The sequence below is a fragment of the Variovorax sp. Soil_C_33 genome (assembly GCF_057656935.1).
This window is the reverse complement of sequence record NZ_JBDGJK010000010.1, coordinates 1-14,551: the sequence shown is the minus strand read 5'-3', so window position 1 is coordinate 14,551 and position 14,551 is coordinate 1. Positions and strand designations below refer to the sequence as shown.

General features: G+C 68.2%; 17 protein-coding genes. 14 read left to right on the top strand and 3 right to left on the bottom strand.

The genetic code is table 11. The annotated features are described in order from the left end of the window. Window positions 1–46 precede the first annotated feature (46 nt). Both AC3A6B_RS16460 and AC3A6B_RS16455 read left to right on the top strand, forming a co-directional pair. The gene (locus AC3A6B_RS16460; RefSeq protein ID WP_487837949.1) at window positions 47–772 is read left to right on the top strand and encodes a 4Fe-4S dicluster domain-containing protein; all 726 of its coding nucleotides are present in this window, start codon (window positions 47–49) and stop codon (window positions 770–772) included. Beyond that, window positions 769–1,692 (top strand): dimethyl sulfoxide reductase anchor subunit family protein, encoded by a 924-nt coding sequence (locus AC3A6B_RS16455; protein WP_487837752.1) that lies wholly within the window; start codon window positions 769–771, stop codon window positions 1,690–1,692. Before AC3A6B_RS16460 ends, AC3A6B_RS16455 begins: the two co-directional genes overlap by 4 nt. Before the next feature lie 437 nt (window positions 1,693–2,129). Here the strand turns inward: AC3A6B_RS16455 and AC3A6B_RS16450 are convergent, their stop codons facing one another. The 3 genes from AC3A6B_RS16450 to flgA are packed head-to-tail and all read right to left on the bottom strand — an operon-like array spanning window position 2,130 to window position 3,625. Next, a complete protein-coding gene (locus tag AC3A6B_RS16450) occupies window positions 2,130–2,579 on the bottom strand; it encodes a flagella synthesis protein FlgN (protein WP_487837948.1) in 450 nt (149 codons plus the stop codon). A 5-nt stretch (window positions 2,580–2,584) separates the two neighbouring features. Continuing rightward, on the bottom strand, window positions 2,585–2,881 hold the full coding sequence (gene flgM, locus AC3A6B_RS16445; protein WP_487837751.1) for a flagellar biosynthesis anti-sigma factor FlgM: 297 nt from the start codon (window positions 2,879–2,881) through the stop codon (window positions 2,585–2,587). A 60-nt stretch (window positions 2,882–2,941) separates the two neighbouring features. Continuing rightward, window positions 2,942–3,625 carry a flagellar basal body P-ring formation chaperone FlgA gene (gene flgA, locus AC3A6B_RS16440; protein ID WP_487837750.1) on the bottom strand — a complete coding sequence of 228 codons (684 nt, stop codon included), beginning with the start codon at window positions 3,623–3,625 and terminating at the stop codon, window positions 2,942–2,944. Window positions 3,626–3,790: 165 nt separating this feature from the next. On the opposite strand from flgA, the gene flgB reads away from it, so the two are divergent. From flgB to AC3A6B_RS16380, 12 genes are all read left to right on the top strand, one after another. Beyond that, the gene (gene flgB / locus AC3A6B_RS16435; protein WP_487837749.1) at window positions 3,791–4,195 is read left to right on the top strand and encodes a flagellar basal body rod protein FlgB; all 405 of its coding nucleotides are present in this window, start codon (window positions 3,791–3,793) and stop codon (window positions 4,193–4,195) included. A 10-nt stretch (window positions 4,196–4,205) separates the two neighbouring features. Then, window positions 4,206–4,622 (top strand): flagellar basal body rod protein FlgC, encoded by a 417-nt coding sequence (flgC, locus tag AC3A6B_RS16430; protein ID WP_487837748.1) that lies wholly within the window; start codon window positions 4,206–4,208, stop codon window positions 4,620–4,622. Between the two features lie 24 nt (window positions 4,623–4,646). Next, window positions 4,647–5,333, top strand: a complete 687-nt coding sequence (locus AC3A6B_RS16425) for a flagellar hook assembly protein FlgD (RefSeq protein WP_487837747.1) — start codon at window positions 4,647–4,649, stop codon at window positions 5,331–5,333. Between the two features lie 80 nt (window positions 5,334–5,413). Beyond that, on the top strand, window positions 5,414–6,628 hold the full coding sequence (gene flgE, locus AC3A6B_RS16420) for a flagellar hook protein FlgE (RefSeq protein ID WP_487837746.1): 1,215 nt from the start codon (window positions 5,414–5,416) through the stop codon (window positions 6,626–6,628). Window positions 6,629–6,644: 16 nt separating this feature from the next. Then, entirely contained in the window at window positions 6,645–7,388 is a 744-nt protein-coding gene (gene flgF, locus AC3A6B_RS16415) for a flagellar basal-body rod protein FlgF (RefSeq protein ID WP_487837745.1), read from the top strand. Between the two features lie 24 nt (window positions 7,389–7,412). Beyond that, on the top strand, window positions 7,413–8,195 hold the full coding sequence (gene flgG, locus AC3A6B_RS16410) for a flagellar basal-body rod protein FlgG (protein WP_214698099.1): 783 nt from the start codon (window positions 7,413–7,415) through the stop codon (window positions 8,193–8,195). Continuing rightward, window positions 8,195–8,884 carry a flagellar basal body L-ring protein FlgH gene (locus AC3A6B_RS16405; RefSeq protein WP_487837744.1) on the top strand — a complete coding sequence of 230 codons (690 nt, stop codon included), beginning with the start codon at window positions 8,195–8,197 and terminating at the stop codon, window positions 8,882–8,884. Before flgG ends, AC3A6B_RS16405 begins: the two co-directional genes overlap by 1 nt. 2 nt (window positions 8,885–8,886) lie before the next feature. Continuing rightward, complete coding sequence (locus AC3A6B_RS16400) at window positions 8,887–9,996, top strand: flagellar basal body P-ring protein FlgI (protein WP_487837743.1); 1,110 nt, start codon at window positions 8,887–8,889, stop codon at window positions 9,994–9,996. 1 nt (window position 9,997) lies between these two features. Then, on the top strand, window positions 9,998–10,963 hold the full coding sequence (gene flgJ, locus AC3A6B_RS16395; protein WP_487837742.1) for a flagellar assembly peptidoglycan hydrolase FlgJ: 966 nt from the start codon (window positions 9,998–10,000) through the stop codon (window positions 10,961–10,963). Window positions 10,964–10,974: 11 nt separating this feature from the next. Further along, the gene (locus AC3A6B_RS16390; RefSeq protein ID WP_487837741.1) at window positions 10,975–11,481 is read left to right on the top strand and encodes a chemotaxis protein CheW; all 507 of its coding nucleotides are present in this window, start codon (window positions 10,975–10,977) and stop codon (window positions 11,479–11,481) included. Between the two features lies 1 nt (window position 11,482). Next, a complete protein-coding gene (locus tag AC3A6B_RS16385; protein WP_487837740.1) occupies window positions 11,483–13,168 on the top strand; it encodes a methyl-accepting chemotaxis protein in 1,686 nt (561 codons plus the stop codon). Window positions 13,169–13,184: 16 nt separating this feature from the next. Beyond that, the coding region (locus AC3A6B_RS16380) for a Cache 3/Cache 2 fusion domain-containing protein (protein WP_487837739.1) at window positions 13,185–14,551 on the top strand (1,367 nt) is incomplete at its 3' end.

Sequence of the window (14,551 nt, the reverse complement as noted above, 5' to 3'; positions counted from 1 at the left end):
AGAGCGCGAGGGTGAGAGCAGCGGCGGTGCGTCGGGTGCGGCGGTGATGAAGGCCGGCGTGCCCTCACCCCAACCCTCTCCCGCAAGCGGGAGAGGGAGCCGGACGGTGAGGGCGGAGAAAGGCGAGACCCTCGCCAAGCAGCTTGCCCTCGTCATCGACCTCAACGTCTGCGTCGGCTGCCATGCCTGCGTGACCTCCTGCAAGCAATGGAACACCTCCGGCAGCGCCGGCCCGCTGGCCGACGAGAAGCCCTACGGCGCCGACCCGACCGGCACCTTCTTCAACCGCGTGCAGACCTACGAGGCCGGCGCCTTCCCCGCCACCGACACCATCCACTTCCCCAAGAGCTGCCTGCACTGCGAGGACCCGCCGTGCGTGCCCGTGTGCCCCACCGGCGCCAGCTACAAGCGCAAGGAAGACGGCATCGTGCTGGTCGACTACGACAAGTGCATCGGCTGCAAGTACTGCGCCTGGGCCTGTCCCTACGGCGCGCGCGAGCTCGACGAAGAGCGCCAGGTCATGACCAAGTGCACGCTGTGCGTGGACCGCATCTACGACGAGAAGCTTCCCAAGGAAGACCGCAAGCCGGCCTGCGTGAAAGCCTGCCCGACCGGCGCGCGCCTGTTCGGCGACGTGAAGGACCCGGACTCCGAAGTCTCGAAGGCGATCCGCGAGCGCGGCGGCTATGCGCTGATGCCCGAGTGGGAGACCAACCCCGCCAACCGGTACCTGCCGCGGCGCATCACCGACGTGGCGGGAGGCGCGCGATGAACCCGGCCTTCTCGGTTGTCATCTTCACCACCATCGCCGGCGCCGCGCAGGGCCTGGTCGTCACGCTGGCCCTGGCCATGCTGGCCGGCCTGCCGCTTTCGCCCGGCTTCGCGAGCACGGCGCTGATCGCGGCCGAAGCCATGCTGCTCGTCGGCCTCGGTGCCTCCTTCGGCCACCTCGGCCGGCCCGAGCGCGCCTGGCGCGCGGTGCTGATGTGGCGCACGTCGTGGCTCTCGCGCGAGGTGATCGTGCTGCCGGCCTTCATCGCCGTGGTGGCGCTGTGGTGGCTGGCCCTGCGAGCCGGCATCGACACGCCGCTCCTGCCCCTGGCGGCGATCGGGGTCGCAGCGCTGCTCTGGTACTGCACCGCGATGATCTACGCCTGCCTGCGCTTCATCCAGGAATGGGCGCAGCCGCTGACCCTCGTCAACTTCACGCTGATCGGGCTCTCGTCGGGCCTGGTGCTCGCGAGCGCCCTGGCCGCGCTGATGAGCGAGCAGCGCCTGCTGCAGGTCAGCGGGCCCTGCGCGCTCGCGATCACGCTCGCGGCCTGGGCCACGCGCACGCTGGCGCTGCGCCGCAACGCCGCGCTGAAGCCACGCTCGACGCTGCAGTCGGCCACCGGCATCCAGGCGCCGAACCTGGTGCAGAAGTCGATGGGCATGTCGGCCGGCTCCTTCAACACGCGCGAGTTCTTCCACGGCGCGAGCCGCGCCGCGCTGAAGCAGGTCAAGCTGGCCTTCATCGTGCTGGCGTTCGCGCTGCCTTCGCTGCTGCTGGTTTGCGCAGTCGGCGCGCATTCGACGCTCGCCTTTGTGTTCGCGTTTGCGGTGCAGGTGCCCGGCCTGCTAGCCGAGCGCTGGTTCTTCTTCGCGCAGGCGAGGCATCCGCAGAACCTGTATTACCAGGTGGTGTCCTGATACGGACTGGCATTCAAGAGTATTGGCTTCGTCTCTCGACGAAGCTGCGCGGGCATGGCGTGTCGTAGACCTGCGCGCCGCCGAAGGCGGTCTGCGGCCCGGGCTCCTGCTGGGGCGGTCGGCGCGTTGCGCCGACTCCGCTGCGGTGCTCGCCTGGGGGCGGCGCCGCGGAACTCGCTACGCGCCCCTGCAGTGCGCTGCGCTCAGACAGCCGCGGCGAGTCAGATCACGAAGCGCGCGTGTCTTCGCACGCGCGCCCGCCCCCAGGCTGCGCTCCTCGCCGCCCCAGAAGTCGCCCGGGCCGCAGACCATTCCGCGGGAGAGGCGTTGGGGTGTTTGGGAAGCGGGATACCAGCACAACGCTTCCCCGCAAAGGCGCCCGCGGCGCGTCCCGGCGGCCGTCCGGGTCTACATCTACGGCGGACTCGTCCACTGGCTTACCCCAGCGCCAGCCGCGTCCCCGAAGCGCCCGCCGCCTTGCGGATCCCGTCCGGCCCGTAGAAGGGCTGCTGGCTCGCCTGCAGATAGTCGAGCGCGTTCTGGGTGAAATCGAGATGGCCGTAGACCATCGATCCGATGCGGCGGTTGCCGGCCTTGGCACGGTCTGCGAGTTCCAGCAGCGCCGTCCAGGCGGCTTGCGATGCTTCGCCGGCGGCGGCCGCCGCTTCGTCGGCACCGGCACGTCCAGGCTCGAAGCCCAGCGCCACCTGCGCCGATTCGCGCGCCTGGTCGAGCGCGGCCATGCGGTCGAGCAGGGCGGCCTTCTGTTCAGTGAGCGCACCGAGGTCGGCGAAAAGATTGTTCTTCATGGCCTGCGCCTCCAGCTCCAGAACCGCAAGGAATTCTTCGACGCAGGACTTTTCGGCCAGCAGATGGGGCAGCAGCATCACGTTCACAGGTCCTTCTTGGCGCCGAGCAGGTCGCGCACGCTGGCCAGCAGGCCCTCGGCGATCCGCTCAGGATGGATCTCGTAGCGGCCGGCGCGGATGTCCTCGCGGATCGAGGCGACGCGCGCGGCATCGAAGTCGGTGCTGGGCGAGTTGGGCAGCGAATGGACCTGGCCGGTGGAAACCTGTACCGATTCCTTGGCGCCTTCGGCAGCATCGGCGCCGGTGGCCGGCAGGGCCTTGCCGCCCTTGGCGGAGCGGGAGAGCGGGGTGGCCGAAGGGGCGGATGGATCGATTTTCAAGATGGTTCCTCGGGGGGCTGACCCGTTTATCGGCAGTTTAGGGCGGAACTTTAGGGCAGCCTATTGCGAGAGGAGGATCTGGCCGCCTTCATCCGCCACGCCGCTGACCAGGCGGCCGTCCCGCGTCTTGGCCTGCACGGTCGCGCCGACCTCGGCGCGGGTCATGGCGCGGGCCTCCGTGCTGACCGTGAAGCCCGGCCCTTGCGCGACCACCTGCACCGTCTGGCCCTGCTGGATCACGACCACGCCGCGCACCGCTTCGCGCCTCACGGGCGCGCCGGCGGCGATGCGGTTGACGGCCACCACGCCCTGGAGCTCGGCGGCATCGGTCACCACCGAGCGCGGCAAGGCGCCGAGATCGCCCGTGCGCTCGGCCAGGTCGCCGGCGCCCAGGGCCTGGCCGGCCTCGATGGCGCGCGCGGCCACGAGGTAGCGGCCCTCGATCGCGACGCGCGCCTGCACGTAGCGCATCCAGGGCTTCTCGCCGGCGCAGCGCAGTCCCACCGAGACCCGACCCGAGGGCGCTGCGCCCCTGGGCAGAAAAGGCTGCAGCGATTCGCAGGGAGGCAGCGCGGCCGGCATGTTCACCTCGATGCGCGCCTTGCCCGGCAGGCCGGCGGTCTGGGCCTGCAGAAACTGCTCGACGACGGCGCGCGCATCCGCCGGCGCAGCCGCGGCCGGCGCTGCGGCCAGCGCCGCGAGCAGCAGCAGGAGAAGACGGCGAAAGGAGCGGGTTGTTTCCATCATCGGTCCGGCGATTCTAGGAATGCATGGCTGCGCCTGAAGGTGCGAAGTGCACCCCAAATGCCCCTTTGTTCGGCCCATTGCAAACACGACCCGTGCATAGACTCGCTTTCCATCAGTCGCCATGCCCGCTCGGGACGCGACACCTCCAACTGATGGAAACACATGATCGACAAGCTGGATGCGGCGCTTCGCTTCAACCGCGAAGCACTCAATCTCCGGGTGCAGCGCCAGGAGGTGCTGGCGGCCAACATCGCCCATGCCGATACGCCCAACTACAAGGCGCGTGACTTCGATTTCGCAAGCCGGCTCTCGCAGGCCGTGGAGCAGGGCCGCGCCGCGCAGTCGGTAAGCCTTTCCACCACCTCCGCGCGTCACCTGCAGGCCGAGGGCTCGGGCGTGCCCGATGCCGACCTGCTCTATCGCGTGCCCAGCCAGTCCAGCATCGACGGCAACACCGTCGAGATGGATGCCGAGCGCATCAACTTCGCCGACAACGCGCTGCGCTACGAGGCCAACCTCACGGTGCTCAGCGCCAAGATCAAGTCGCTGCTGTCGGCAGTGCAGTAGGAACAGAGCCATGCCCTTGCCCAGCGCTTCCATGAACATCTTCAACCTGGCGGGCTCCGCCATGGCCGCGCAGTCGCAGCGCATGAACGTGACCGCGAGCAACCTGGCCAATGCCGAGAGCGTGGCCGGTCCGGACGGCCAGCCCTACCGCGCCAAGCAGGTCGTCTTCGAGGTCGCGGCCTCGGGGCAGCAGGACATCGGCGGCGTCCAGGTCGCGCGCGTGGTGGAAGACCCCTCGCCGATGAAGATGGTCTACGACCCGAAGAACCCCCATGCCGACGCCGCGGGCTACGTGACCATGCCCAACGTCAACGTGGTCGAGGAAATGACCAACATGATCTCCGCCTCGCGCAGCTACCAGGCCAACGTCGAGGTGCTCAACACCGCCAAGACGCTGATGGTCAAGACGCTGACGATCGGCCAGTAAATCCCAATCAGAAGAAGCAACCCCATGGCCATCGACGACTCCCTCGCCATCAACGGCACGAACAACAGCAACTCGGCGCTCGGCAACAACAGCACGAGCAGCGTCGACAGCGAGCAGCGCTTTCTCAAGCTGCTGGTGACGCAGCTCAACAACCAGGATCCGCTCAACCCGATGCAGAACGCCGAGCTCACCTCGCAGCTTGCGCAGATGAGCACCGTGAGCGGCATCGAGAAACTCAACAGCACGCTCTCCGGCCTGGTGAACCAGACCGGCGCCAACCAGGTGCTGCAGGCGGCATCGCTGATCGGCTACAACGTGCTGTCGCCCGGCAACGAGATCGCCACCAAGGCGCCGGAAGCAGGCAAGGACCCGGCGGTCGTGCCCTTCGCGGTGCAGCTGCCGGGCTCGGCCGGCGACGTCGAGGTGAAGATCGTCGACGCCACGGGCAAGACGGTGCGCACGCTCGACCTCGGCTCGCTGCCCGAAGGCGTCAACGCCGTCACCTGGGACGGCAAGGCCGACGACGGCAGCGTCGCACCGGCCGGCAGCTACACCTTCACGGTGGCCGCCGACAACGGCGGCAGCACGGTGCAGGCGACCGCGCTCACCTTCTCGCAGGTGGCCGCCGTCAAGCAGGGCACGAGCGGCGTCACGCTCGAGCTGGCCTCGGGCCGCAGCATCGGCCTGGCCGACGTCCGCATGTTCCTTTGAGTCTTCAGCCTGTCTTCTCCCTCGGCGGAGGCCGTCGTGCTGCAAGCCGTTTCTTCATCGCCTCTCAATAAGGATCGATCATGAGTTTCTCCCAGGGCATCAGCGGCCTGTCCGTGGCCGCCGCCAACCTCGACGTCATCGGCAACAACATCGCCAACTCGGGCACCGTGGGCTTCAAGTCGGCCGCAGCGACCTTCCAGGACGTGTATGCCGGCTCGCGCATCGGCCTCGGCGCCTCGGTGGCCGGCGTGGTGCAGAACTTCACGCAGGGCGTGACCCAGACCAGCAGCCGTCCGCTCGACGTGGCCATCCTCAACGGCGACGGCTTCTTCCGCCTCTCGAGCCCGAGCGGCGAGGTGATGTACTCGCGCAATGGCCAGTTCACCAAGGACGAGAGCGGCTACATCGTCAACGGCGCCGGCCTGCGGCTGACCGGCTTCGGCGTCTCGGCCACCGGCGCTATCGAAGGCGGAACGCCCTCGGCGATCCGCATCCCGACCACCGCCATGGACCCGAAGGCCACCACTGGCGTGCAGGCCGAGTTCAACCTCGACGCGCGCAACGCGCCGCCCACCAAGACGCCGTTCAACGTCACCGACTCGGACACCTTCAACTATTCCAACGCGCTCGGGCCGGTCTACGACTCGCTGGGCAATCCGCACGAGCTGGGCGCCTACTTCGTGAAGACCGGCGCCAATACCTGGAGCGTCTACGGCGCCGCCGACGGTGCCGCGCTCAACGCCGGCGCGCCGCTCGCTACCATGACCTTCGACTCCAACGGCAAGCTGCTGACGCCTGCCGGCGGCACCATCACGCTGCCGGCGATGACCTTCCCCAACGGTTCGGCGGCGATGAACGTCACGGTCGACCTCTCGGGCACGACGCAGTTCGGCAAACCCAACGAGATCAACAAGCTCGTTCAGGACGGCTACACCGCCGGCTCGCTGACCGCCTACTCGATCAACCCCGACGGCACCATCACCGGCAAGTTCTCCAACGAGAAGACCCAGCTGCTGGGCCAGGTGGTGCTGTCGAGCTTCGCCAACCCGAACGGCCTGGAGCCCAAGGGCAACAACGTCTGGGCCGAAACCCAGGCCTCGGGCCAGGCGCTCACCGGCACGCCGGGCGCGGGCACCAAGCAGGGCTCGCTCGCCTCGGGCAAGCTGGAAGCCTCCAACGTCGACCTCACCTCCGAGCTCGTCAACCTGATCGTGGCCCAGCGCAGCTACCAGGCCAACGCGCAGACGGTGAAGACGCAGGATCAGGTCGTGCAGACGCTGATCAACATCCGCTGATCGGCAGGAGCACCCAGTGGACCGCATGCTGTATGTCGCCATGAGCGGCGCCAAGCAGGCCATGGAGCAGCAGGCCTCGGTCGCCAACAACATGGCGAACGTCTCGACGCCGGGCTTTCGCGCGCAGGTCAACAGCTTTCGCGCGGTGCCGGTGGTCGGCGAAGAAGCGGCAACGCGCGCCTTCGTCGCTGCCACCACGCCGGGCGCCGACTTCAGCCAGGGTCCGCTGACGGAGACCGGCCGCGCGCTCGACGTCGCGGTGCGCGGCGACGGCTGGCTCGTGGTGCAGACGCCCGACGGCGGCGAGGCCTACACGCGCGTGGGCAACCTGCAGGTCGGCGCCGATGGCCAGCTGCTGACCATGGGCGCGCGCCCGGTGGTCGGCGAGGGCGGTGCGCTGGTGGTGCCGCCGGGCTCGACGGTGCAGATCGCGGCCAACGGCGCCATCACCGCCCGCGGCGCCGGCGATCCGCTGGTCGGCGTGGCCGAAGTGGGGCGCCTCAAGCTGGTCAATCCGCCGAGCGCCGACCTGGTGCGCGGCGACGACGGGCTCTTTCGCATGCGCGAAGGCCTGCCGCCCGCGGAAGCCGATGCGGCCGTGACGGTGGCCAGCGGCGCGATCGAGGGCAGCAACGTCAACGCGGTCGAAGCCATGGTTTCGATGATCGCCCAGGCCCGCAGCTTCGAGATGCAGATGAAGTCGATGCAAACCGCGGACACCAACGCGCAGTCGGCCAACAAATTACTTGCCTACGGCTAATCCCTCTTCAAAGGAACCATCCCCATGATGCGCTCGCTCTACGTCGCCAAGACCGGCCTCGAAGCCCAGCAGACCCAGCTCGACGTGGTGTCGAACAACCTGGCCAACGTCGGCACCACCGGCTTCAAGCGCAGCCGCGCCGTGTTCGAGGACCTGATGTACCAGAACCTGCGCCAAGTCGGCGGCCAGACCTCGGACCAGACGCGCCTGCCTTCGGGCCTGCAGGTCGGCACCGGCGTGCACGTGGTCGCCACCGAGCGCATCCATGCGCAGGGCAACATGACCAAGACCGACAACCCGAAGGATGTCGCGATCAACGGCGCAGGCTTCTTCCAGGTGCTGATGCCCGACGGCACCACCTCGTACACGCGCGACGGCTCCTTCCAGACCGACCGCGACGGCCAGCTCGTCACCGCCAGCGGCTTCCTGATCCAGCCGGCGATCACGATTCCGCAGAACGCCACCAGCCTCACCGTCGGCCGCGACGGGATGGTCTCGGTGACGCAGGCCGGCAGCACCGCCACCGTGCAGGTCGGCCAGCTGCAGCTCGCCACCTTCCTGAACCCCGCCGGCCTGCAGAGCATGGGCGAGAACCTCTATGCGGAGACCGATTCCTCCGGCGCGCCGAACCAGCTGAACCCGGGCCTCGAGGGCGCCGGCACGCTGAGCCAGGGCTACGTCGAGGCATCGAACGTCAACGTGGTGGAAGAGCTGGTCAACATGATCGCGACGCAGCGTGCGTACGAGATCAACAGCAAGGCGGTGCAAACCTCCGACCAGATGCTGCAAAGACTGGCCCAGCTGTGATGGTCCGCGCACGCCTTCATCGATTGGGCGCGGGCGCGCTCGTTGCCTTGCTGGCCGCCGGCTGCGCGCAGATCCCGCGTGAGCCGCTGGTGCACCAGCCGATGACCGCGCGCGCCAACACCTATGCGGCCTTGCCGGCGCCGCGCGCCAACGGCGCGATCTTCCGCGACGGGCCGGGCGCCAATGCGCTGTTCGAGGACCGCCGGCCGCGCAATGTCGGCGACATCCTGACCATCGTGATCAGCGAGAAGGTCAACGCCAGCAAGAACTCGGGCGCCAACGCCAGCCGCAGCGGCAGCCTGACGGCCGCCTTCCCGACCATTCCGAAATTGCTGGGCGGCCTGCTGGACGAGCAGGACGCGAAGCTCTCTGGCAACAACGTGCTCAACGCCAAAGGCGGCGCCAACGCCAACAACACCTTCAACGGCGTGATCACCGTGACCGTGGTCGACGTGATGCCCAACGGCAACCTGCTGGTGTCCGGCGAGAAGCAGATGGGCATCAACCAGGGCACCGAATACATCCGCTTCTCGGGCGTGGTGAACCCGCGCACCGTCTCCGGCAGCAACACCGTGCCCTCGACCCTGGTGGCCGACGCGCGCATCGAATACACGGCCAAGGGCTACATCGACGAGGCCCAGCACATGGGCTGGATGCAGCGCTTCTTCCTGAACGTCATGCCCTTCTGACCATGAACCTCCACTCTCTCCGGCGCTGCATCTTCTCGGCCTTGTGCGCCGCCGCGTTGGCGTCGCCCGCGCAGGCCGAGCGGCTCAAGGAACTGGCCAGCATCCAGGGCGTGCGCGACAACCCGCTGATCGGCTACGGCCTGATGGTGGGTCTCGACGGCACCGGCGACCAGACCATGCAGACGCCGTTCACCACGCAGAGCCTCAACAACATGCTGCAGCAGCTCGGCATCACGATCCCGACGGGCGTGAACATGCAGCTCAAGAACGTGGCGGCCGTGATGGTCACGGCCACGCTGCCTTCCTTCGCGCGGCCCGGGCAGAACATCGACGTGACGGTGTCCTCTATGGGCAATGCCAAGAGCCTGCGCGGCGGCACCTTGCTGATGACGCCGCTCAAGGGCGTGGACGGCGCGACCTACGCCATCGCGCAGGGCAACATGGTGGTGGGCGGCGCGGGCGCCTCGGCCAGCGGCAGCAAGGTGCAGATCAACCAGCTCAGCTCGGGCCGCATTCCCGGCGGCGCGCTGGTCGAGCGCAGCGTCGAGGCGCCGGTCGGCGGCGAAGGCATGCTCACGCTGGAGCTCAACCGCTCCGACTTCGGCACCGCGCAGCGTGCGGTCGAAGCCATCAACCGCCAGTTCGGCCCCGGCACCGCCGACGCGATGGACGCCCGCGTGATCCGCGTGCGCGCGCCCGAGCCGCAGGAGCGCGTCGGCTTCCTCGCGCGGCTCGAAGGGCTCGAAGTCACGCCGACCCAGGCGGTGGCGCGCGTGGTGATCAATGCGCGCACCGGCTCGGTGGTCATGAACCAGGCGGTGCGCGTCAACGACTGCGCGGTGGCGCACGGCAATCTCTCGGTGGTCATCAACACTGAGCCGGTGATCAGCCAGCCCGGTCCCTTCTCGGGCGGCAGCACGGTGGCCACGCAGACCTCGCAGATCTCGATCGCGCAGGGCGGCGGCGCGCTGCAGATGGTGCGCGGCGGCGCTTCGCTCGCCGACGTGATCAAGGGGCTCAACAGCCTGGGCGCCAATCCGCAGGACCTGGTCTCGATCCTGCAGGCCATGAAGACCGCCGGCGCGCTGCGCGCTGAGCTGGAAGTGATCTGAGATGGTCCTCGACAACCGAAGCGGCGCACTCGACCAGCGCTTTGCACTCGACGTGCAGGGCGTCGACGCGCTGCGGCGCACCGTGCGCAACTCGCCCGAAGAGGGCCTGAAGCAGGTGTCGCGGCAGTTCGAGGCCCTGTTCATGAACATGGTGCTGAAGAGCATGCGCGAGGCCACGCCTTCCAGCGGCCTGCTCGAAAGCCGCAACGAGAAGGTCTACATGTCCATGCTCGACCAGCAGCTCTCGCAGAACCTCTCGGGGCGCGGCGTGGGGCTGGCCGAGGCGATGTTCGCGCAGCTGAGCCGCAACGCGGCCTCGGGCGCGGCCGACGGCGAAGCCGGGAGCATGTCGCTCGACGGGCCCTCGGGCTTCCCGTTGAAGCCGCACGCCGGCATTCCGCTCGGCTCCTCGCCGCCGCCGGGCGCACCGGCCCATCGGCGTTCGGCGCCGGTGGACCTGAGCGTCTACCAGAACAACGGCGAGCGTCCTTCGCCTGCCGCGGTGGCCTCGCTGCAGGGCCATGTCGACAGCTTCGTGAAGAGCATGGGCGGCTCCGCCCAGGCCGCGAGCGAGGCCAGCGGCGTGCCCGCACCCTTGATCCTGGCGCAGGCCGCGCTCGAATCCGGCTGGGGCAAGCGCGAGATCCGCGCCGACGACGGCACGCAGAGCTTCAACCTGTTCGGCATCAAGGCCGACCGCGGCTGGAAAGGCCCGGTGGTGGAGACCACCACCACCGAATACGTCGACGGCGAGCCGCAGAAAGTGCGCGCCAGGTTCAGGGCCTACGGCTCCTACGACGAGGCCTTCACCGACTACGCGAAGTTCATCACCCGCAACCCGCGCTACGCCAACGTGCTGGCTACCGACGACCCGGCCGAGGCTGCACACGGCCTGCAGAAGGCGGGCTACGCGACCGATCCGCAGTACGGGCAGAAGCTGGTTCGGATCATGCAGAAATTCACATAGGACCCACGACCATGGCAGAGATCACCAGCCTTCATCAGCACGCGAGCCCCCCGGTTCTCGCCAGCGCCAACCGCCTCGAGGTGGTCACCTTCACGCTGGGCGAGGAGGAGTACGGCATCGACATCCAGAAGGTGCAGGAGCTGCGCGGCTACGACGCGGTGACGCGGATTGCGAACGCGCCGGAGTACATCAAGGGTGTGGTGAACCTGCGCGGGATCATCGTGCCGATCATCGACATGCGCATCAAGTTCAAGCTGGGAGTGCCGAGCTACGACCAGTTCACGGTGGTGATCGTGCTGAACATCGGCGGGCGGGTGGTGGGGATGGTGGTGGACAGCGTGTCGGACGTGATCACGCTCGCGGCCGAGCAGATCAAGCCTGCGCCGGAGATGGGCTCGGTGCTGGACACGGACTACCTGATCGGGCTGGGGACGCTGGAGCGGATGCTGATCCTGGTGGACATCGACCGGCTGATGTCGACCGAGGAGATGGGCCTCATCGAAAAGATGGCGGCCTGACATGAAGAACTGGAAGATCGGCACCCGACTCGGCATCGGCTTCGCGCTCGTGCTCTCGCTCATGGCCGGTATCGCCGGCATCGGCGTGCTGCGCCTGCAGAACGTGGGCCATGCCACGGAAGACATGGTCCAGCGTTCGCTCGTCAAGGAACGCCTGGCCGCGACATGGCTGCTGAACACCAGCAACAACAGCGTGCGCACCTTCGCGCTGGTCAAGAGCAACGATGCGGAAGTGCAGGACTATCTGCAGAAGAACATGACCAGGACCAGCGCCGAGATCTCGGAGACGCAGAAGAAGCTGGAAGCGATGCTGGACTCGCCCGAGGAGCAGGCGATCAGCGCCGACATCAAGGAGAAGCGCAGCCAGTACATCGCACTGCGCAACAGCATCCTCAAGCTCAAGGCCGAAGGCAAGCAGGAGGAAGCCGCGCAGATCACCAACGGCAAGCTGGTGCCGATGCTCGAGGTCTATGACGCCAGCATCCGCAGCATGCTGACGCACCAGGCCGCCCGGATCGACAAGGCGGCCGGCTCCATCGACGAGCTCTACCGCTCGGGCCGCAGCAACGTCATCGTGCTGGCCCTTCTCGCATTGGCACTCGGCGCCGTGCTGGCGTGGCTCTTGACGCGCAGCATCACGGGCCCCCTGAACGAGGCGGTCCAGGTGGCGCAGACGGTGGCCTCAGGCGACCTGAGCAGCCAGGTGGTGGTGACGACCCGCGACGAAACCGGCCTGCTGATGCAGGCGCTGAAAGGTATGAACGCCAACCTGGCCCGCGTGGTCGGCGACGTGCGCGCCGGCACCGACACGATTGCCGCGGCCTCCAGCCAGATCGCGACGGGCAACCAGAACCTGTCGACGCGTACCGAAGAGCAGGCCAGCTCGCTCGAGGAAACCGCGGCCTCGATGGAGGAGCTGACCTCCACCGTCAAGCAGAACGCAGACAACGCCAGGCAGGCGAATCAACTGGCCCGCGCGGCTTCGGAAGTGGCGGTGAAGGGCGGCGACGTGGTCAGCCAGGTGGTCGACACCATGGCCTCGATCAATGCCTCGTCGAAGAAGATCGTCGACATCATCGGCGTGATCGACGGCATCGCCTTCCAGACCAACATCCTGGCCTTGAACGCAGCGGTCGAAGCCGCCCGTGCCGGCGAGCAGGGCAGGGGCTTCGCGGTGGTGGCATCGGAGGTGCGCAGCCTGGCGCAGCGCTCGGCCGCGGCGGCCAAGGAAATCAAGGGCCTGATCGACGACTCGGTGGGCAAGGTGGATGCCGGCAGTGCGCTGGTCGGCGAAGCCGGCAAGACGATGGAAGAGATCGTGGGCAGCGTGAAGCGCGTGACCGACATCATCGGCGAGATCACGGCGGCGAGCCACGAGCAGACGCAGGGCATCGAGCAGATCAACCAGGCGATCACGCAGATGGACCAGGTGACGCAGCAGAACGCGGCGCTGGTGGAAGAGGCGGCGGCCGCGGCGCAGTCGATGCAGGAACAGGCCGGCAGCCTCGTCGAGGCGGTCAGCGTGTTCCGGCTCGAGGCCGGCGCGCAGGCCATCCGCGTTGCGCCTGCGCTGATGTCGGATGCACGCGCCCAATCGCTGGCGAGCCCGCGCAAGACGTCGGCCATCGCTTCCATTGCACCCAAGGCCCTCGCGCGCGGCAACGCGGGCCAATGGGCCGAGTTCTGAACCTCGGGAGATCTTGATGAAAGCAACGAACCCACCTTCCTTCGTTTCGCTGGCGCGCACCCTGACCATTCGGGCCGGCGTGGCCATGCTGGCCCTCACGGCGCTCATCCTGGCGGTCTTCTACGCGCTGGCTTCTTCGCAGCAGCAGCGCAGCGCCGCGCAATACGCCCATGCCAAGGCCGAAGCCATCGCCCGCTCGCTGGACATCTTCGACCAGACCATGCAGCTGAATGCCGAGAACGCCTACGGCGTGTTCCGGCGCCAGTTCGCGGCCACCTTCGTCCTCGAGGATGCCGCGCAGGGCAGGTTGACCAACCACGGCGTTGCGCTCGACGGCAGCGCCACCGCCGAAGTGGATGCCTTCGCGCGCGACTTTCCCGGCGCCAACGCCACCGTGTTCGTGGTGCAGGGCGAGGACTTCCGCCGCATCACCACCTCGGTCAAGAAGGAGAACGGCGAACGGGCCGTCGGGACCCTGCTCGACCGCAAGAGCGGCGCCTATCCGGTGCTGCGCGCCGGCAAGAAGTTCGTCGGCCGCGTGACCCTGTTCGGCCGTCCCTACATGACGGTCTACGAGCCGGTGCGCGATGCCGCCGGCCAGGTCGTCGCCGTGCTCTATATCGGCCTGGACATTTCGCGGCAGCAGGCCTCCTTCGGCGAGGCAGTGGACAAGACCCGGATCTTCGACAGCGGCGGGCTCTACGTCGTCAACCCGAACGGCGGCGCCGCGGCGGCGACGCTGGTCTTCCATCCGACGGCTGCCGGCAAGAAGTTGGCCGAAGCGCTTCCTCAAGGCGCGGACGCAGCGGACTGGCTCGCGCGCCTGGCCGGTGCGGACAACGAATGGATCGACAACGCGCCGGCCGTGCTGGGACAGGCGCTCGAAGGGCGGCGCTATGCCTCCGTGGCCAAGAGCGAGGCGAACGGCTGGCTGGCCGTGGCCGAGGTTCCCGCCTCTGAAGTCATGGCCGAGCTCTACCGCCAGATGGCCTGGCTCGCCGGCGCCATTGGCCTGGCTGCGGTGCTTCTGGGCATCGCCCTGGTCGTGTTCATCCGCCGCACCGTGCGGCCCCTCCGCCTCTTGAGCGAACATGTGCAGGCCATCGGCGCAGGCGACCTGTCGCGCCGGCTGGCGTCGGATCGCCGCGACGAGATGGGCGTCATCACCCGCTCCGTCGAATCCATGCGCGACGGCCTGGCACGCGTGGTGGGCGAAGTGCGTGCCGGCACTGACACCATCGCGACGGCCTCCGGCCAGATCTCTGCCGGCAACCAGAATCTCTCGTCGCGCACCGAGGAGCAGGCCAGCTCGCTGGAGCAGACCGCGGCCTCGATGGAAGAACTCACCAGCACCGTGAAGCAGAACGCCGACAACGCGCGCCA

What these genes read in the sequence shown, in the direction of transcription:
- AC3A6B_RS16460 (WP_487837949.1), top strand. Translation starts at nt 47, where the DNA reads ATGAAGGCCGGCGTGCCCTCACCCCAACCCTCTCCCGCAAGCGGGAGA.
- AC3A6B_RS16455 (WP_487837752.1), top strand. Translation starts at nt 769, where the DNA reads ATGAACCCGGCCTTCTCGGTTGTCATCTTCACCACCATCGCCGGCGCC.
- AC3A6B_RS16450 (WP_487837948.1), bottom strand. Translation starts at nt 2,579, where the DNA reads ATGCTGCTGCCCCATCTGCTGGCCGAAAAGTCCTGCGTCGAAGAATTC.
- flgA (WP_487837750.1), bottom strand. Translation starts at nt 3,625, where the DNA reads ATGGAAACAACCCGCTCCTTTCGCCGTCTTCTCCTGCTGCTGCTCGCG.
- flgB (WP_487837749.1), top strand. Translation starts at nt 3,791, where the DNA reads ATGATCGACAAGCTGGATGCGGCGCTTCGCTTCAACCGCGAAGCACTC.
- flgC (WP_487837748.1), top strand. Translation starts at nt 4,206, where the DNA reads ATGCCCTTGCCCAGCGCTTCCATGAACATCTTCAACCTGGCGGGCTCC.
- AC3A6B_RS16425 (WP_487837747.1), top strand. Translation starts at nt 4,647, where the DNA reads ATGGCCATCGACGACTCCCTCGCCATCAACGGCACGAACAACAGCAAC.
- flgE (WP_487837746.1), top strand. Translation starts at nt 5,414, where the DNA reads ATGAGTTTCTCCCAGGGCATCAGCGGCCTGTCCGTGGCCGCCGCCAAC.
- flgG (WP_214698099.1), top strand. Translation starts at nt 7,413, where the DNA reads ATGATGCGCTCGCTCTACGTCGCCAAGACCGGCCTCGAAGCCCAGCAG.
- AC3A6B_RS16405 (WP_487837744.1), top strand. Translation starts at nt 8,195, where the DNA reads ATGGTCCGCGCACGCCTTCATCGATTGGGCGCGGGCGCGCTCGTTGCC.
- AC3A6B_RS16400 (WP_487837743.1), top strand. Translation starts at nt 8,887, where the DNA reads ATGAACCTCCACTCTCTCCGGCGCTGCATCTTCTCGGCCTTGTGCGCC.
- flgJ (WP_487837742.1), top strand. Translation starts at nt 9,998, where the DNA reads ATGGTCCTCGACAACCGAAGCGGCGCACTCGACCAGCGCTTTGCACTC.
- AC3A6B_RS16390 (WP_487837741.1), top strand. Translation starts at nt 10,975, where the DNA reads ATGGCAGAGATCACCAGCCTTCATCAGCACGCGAGCCCCCCGGTTCTC.
- AC3A6B_RS16385 (WP_487837740.1), top strand. Translation starts at nt 11,483, where the DNA reads ATGAAGAACTGGAAGATCGGCACCCGACTCGGCATCGGCTTCGCGCTC.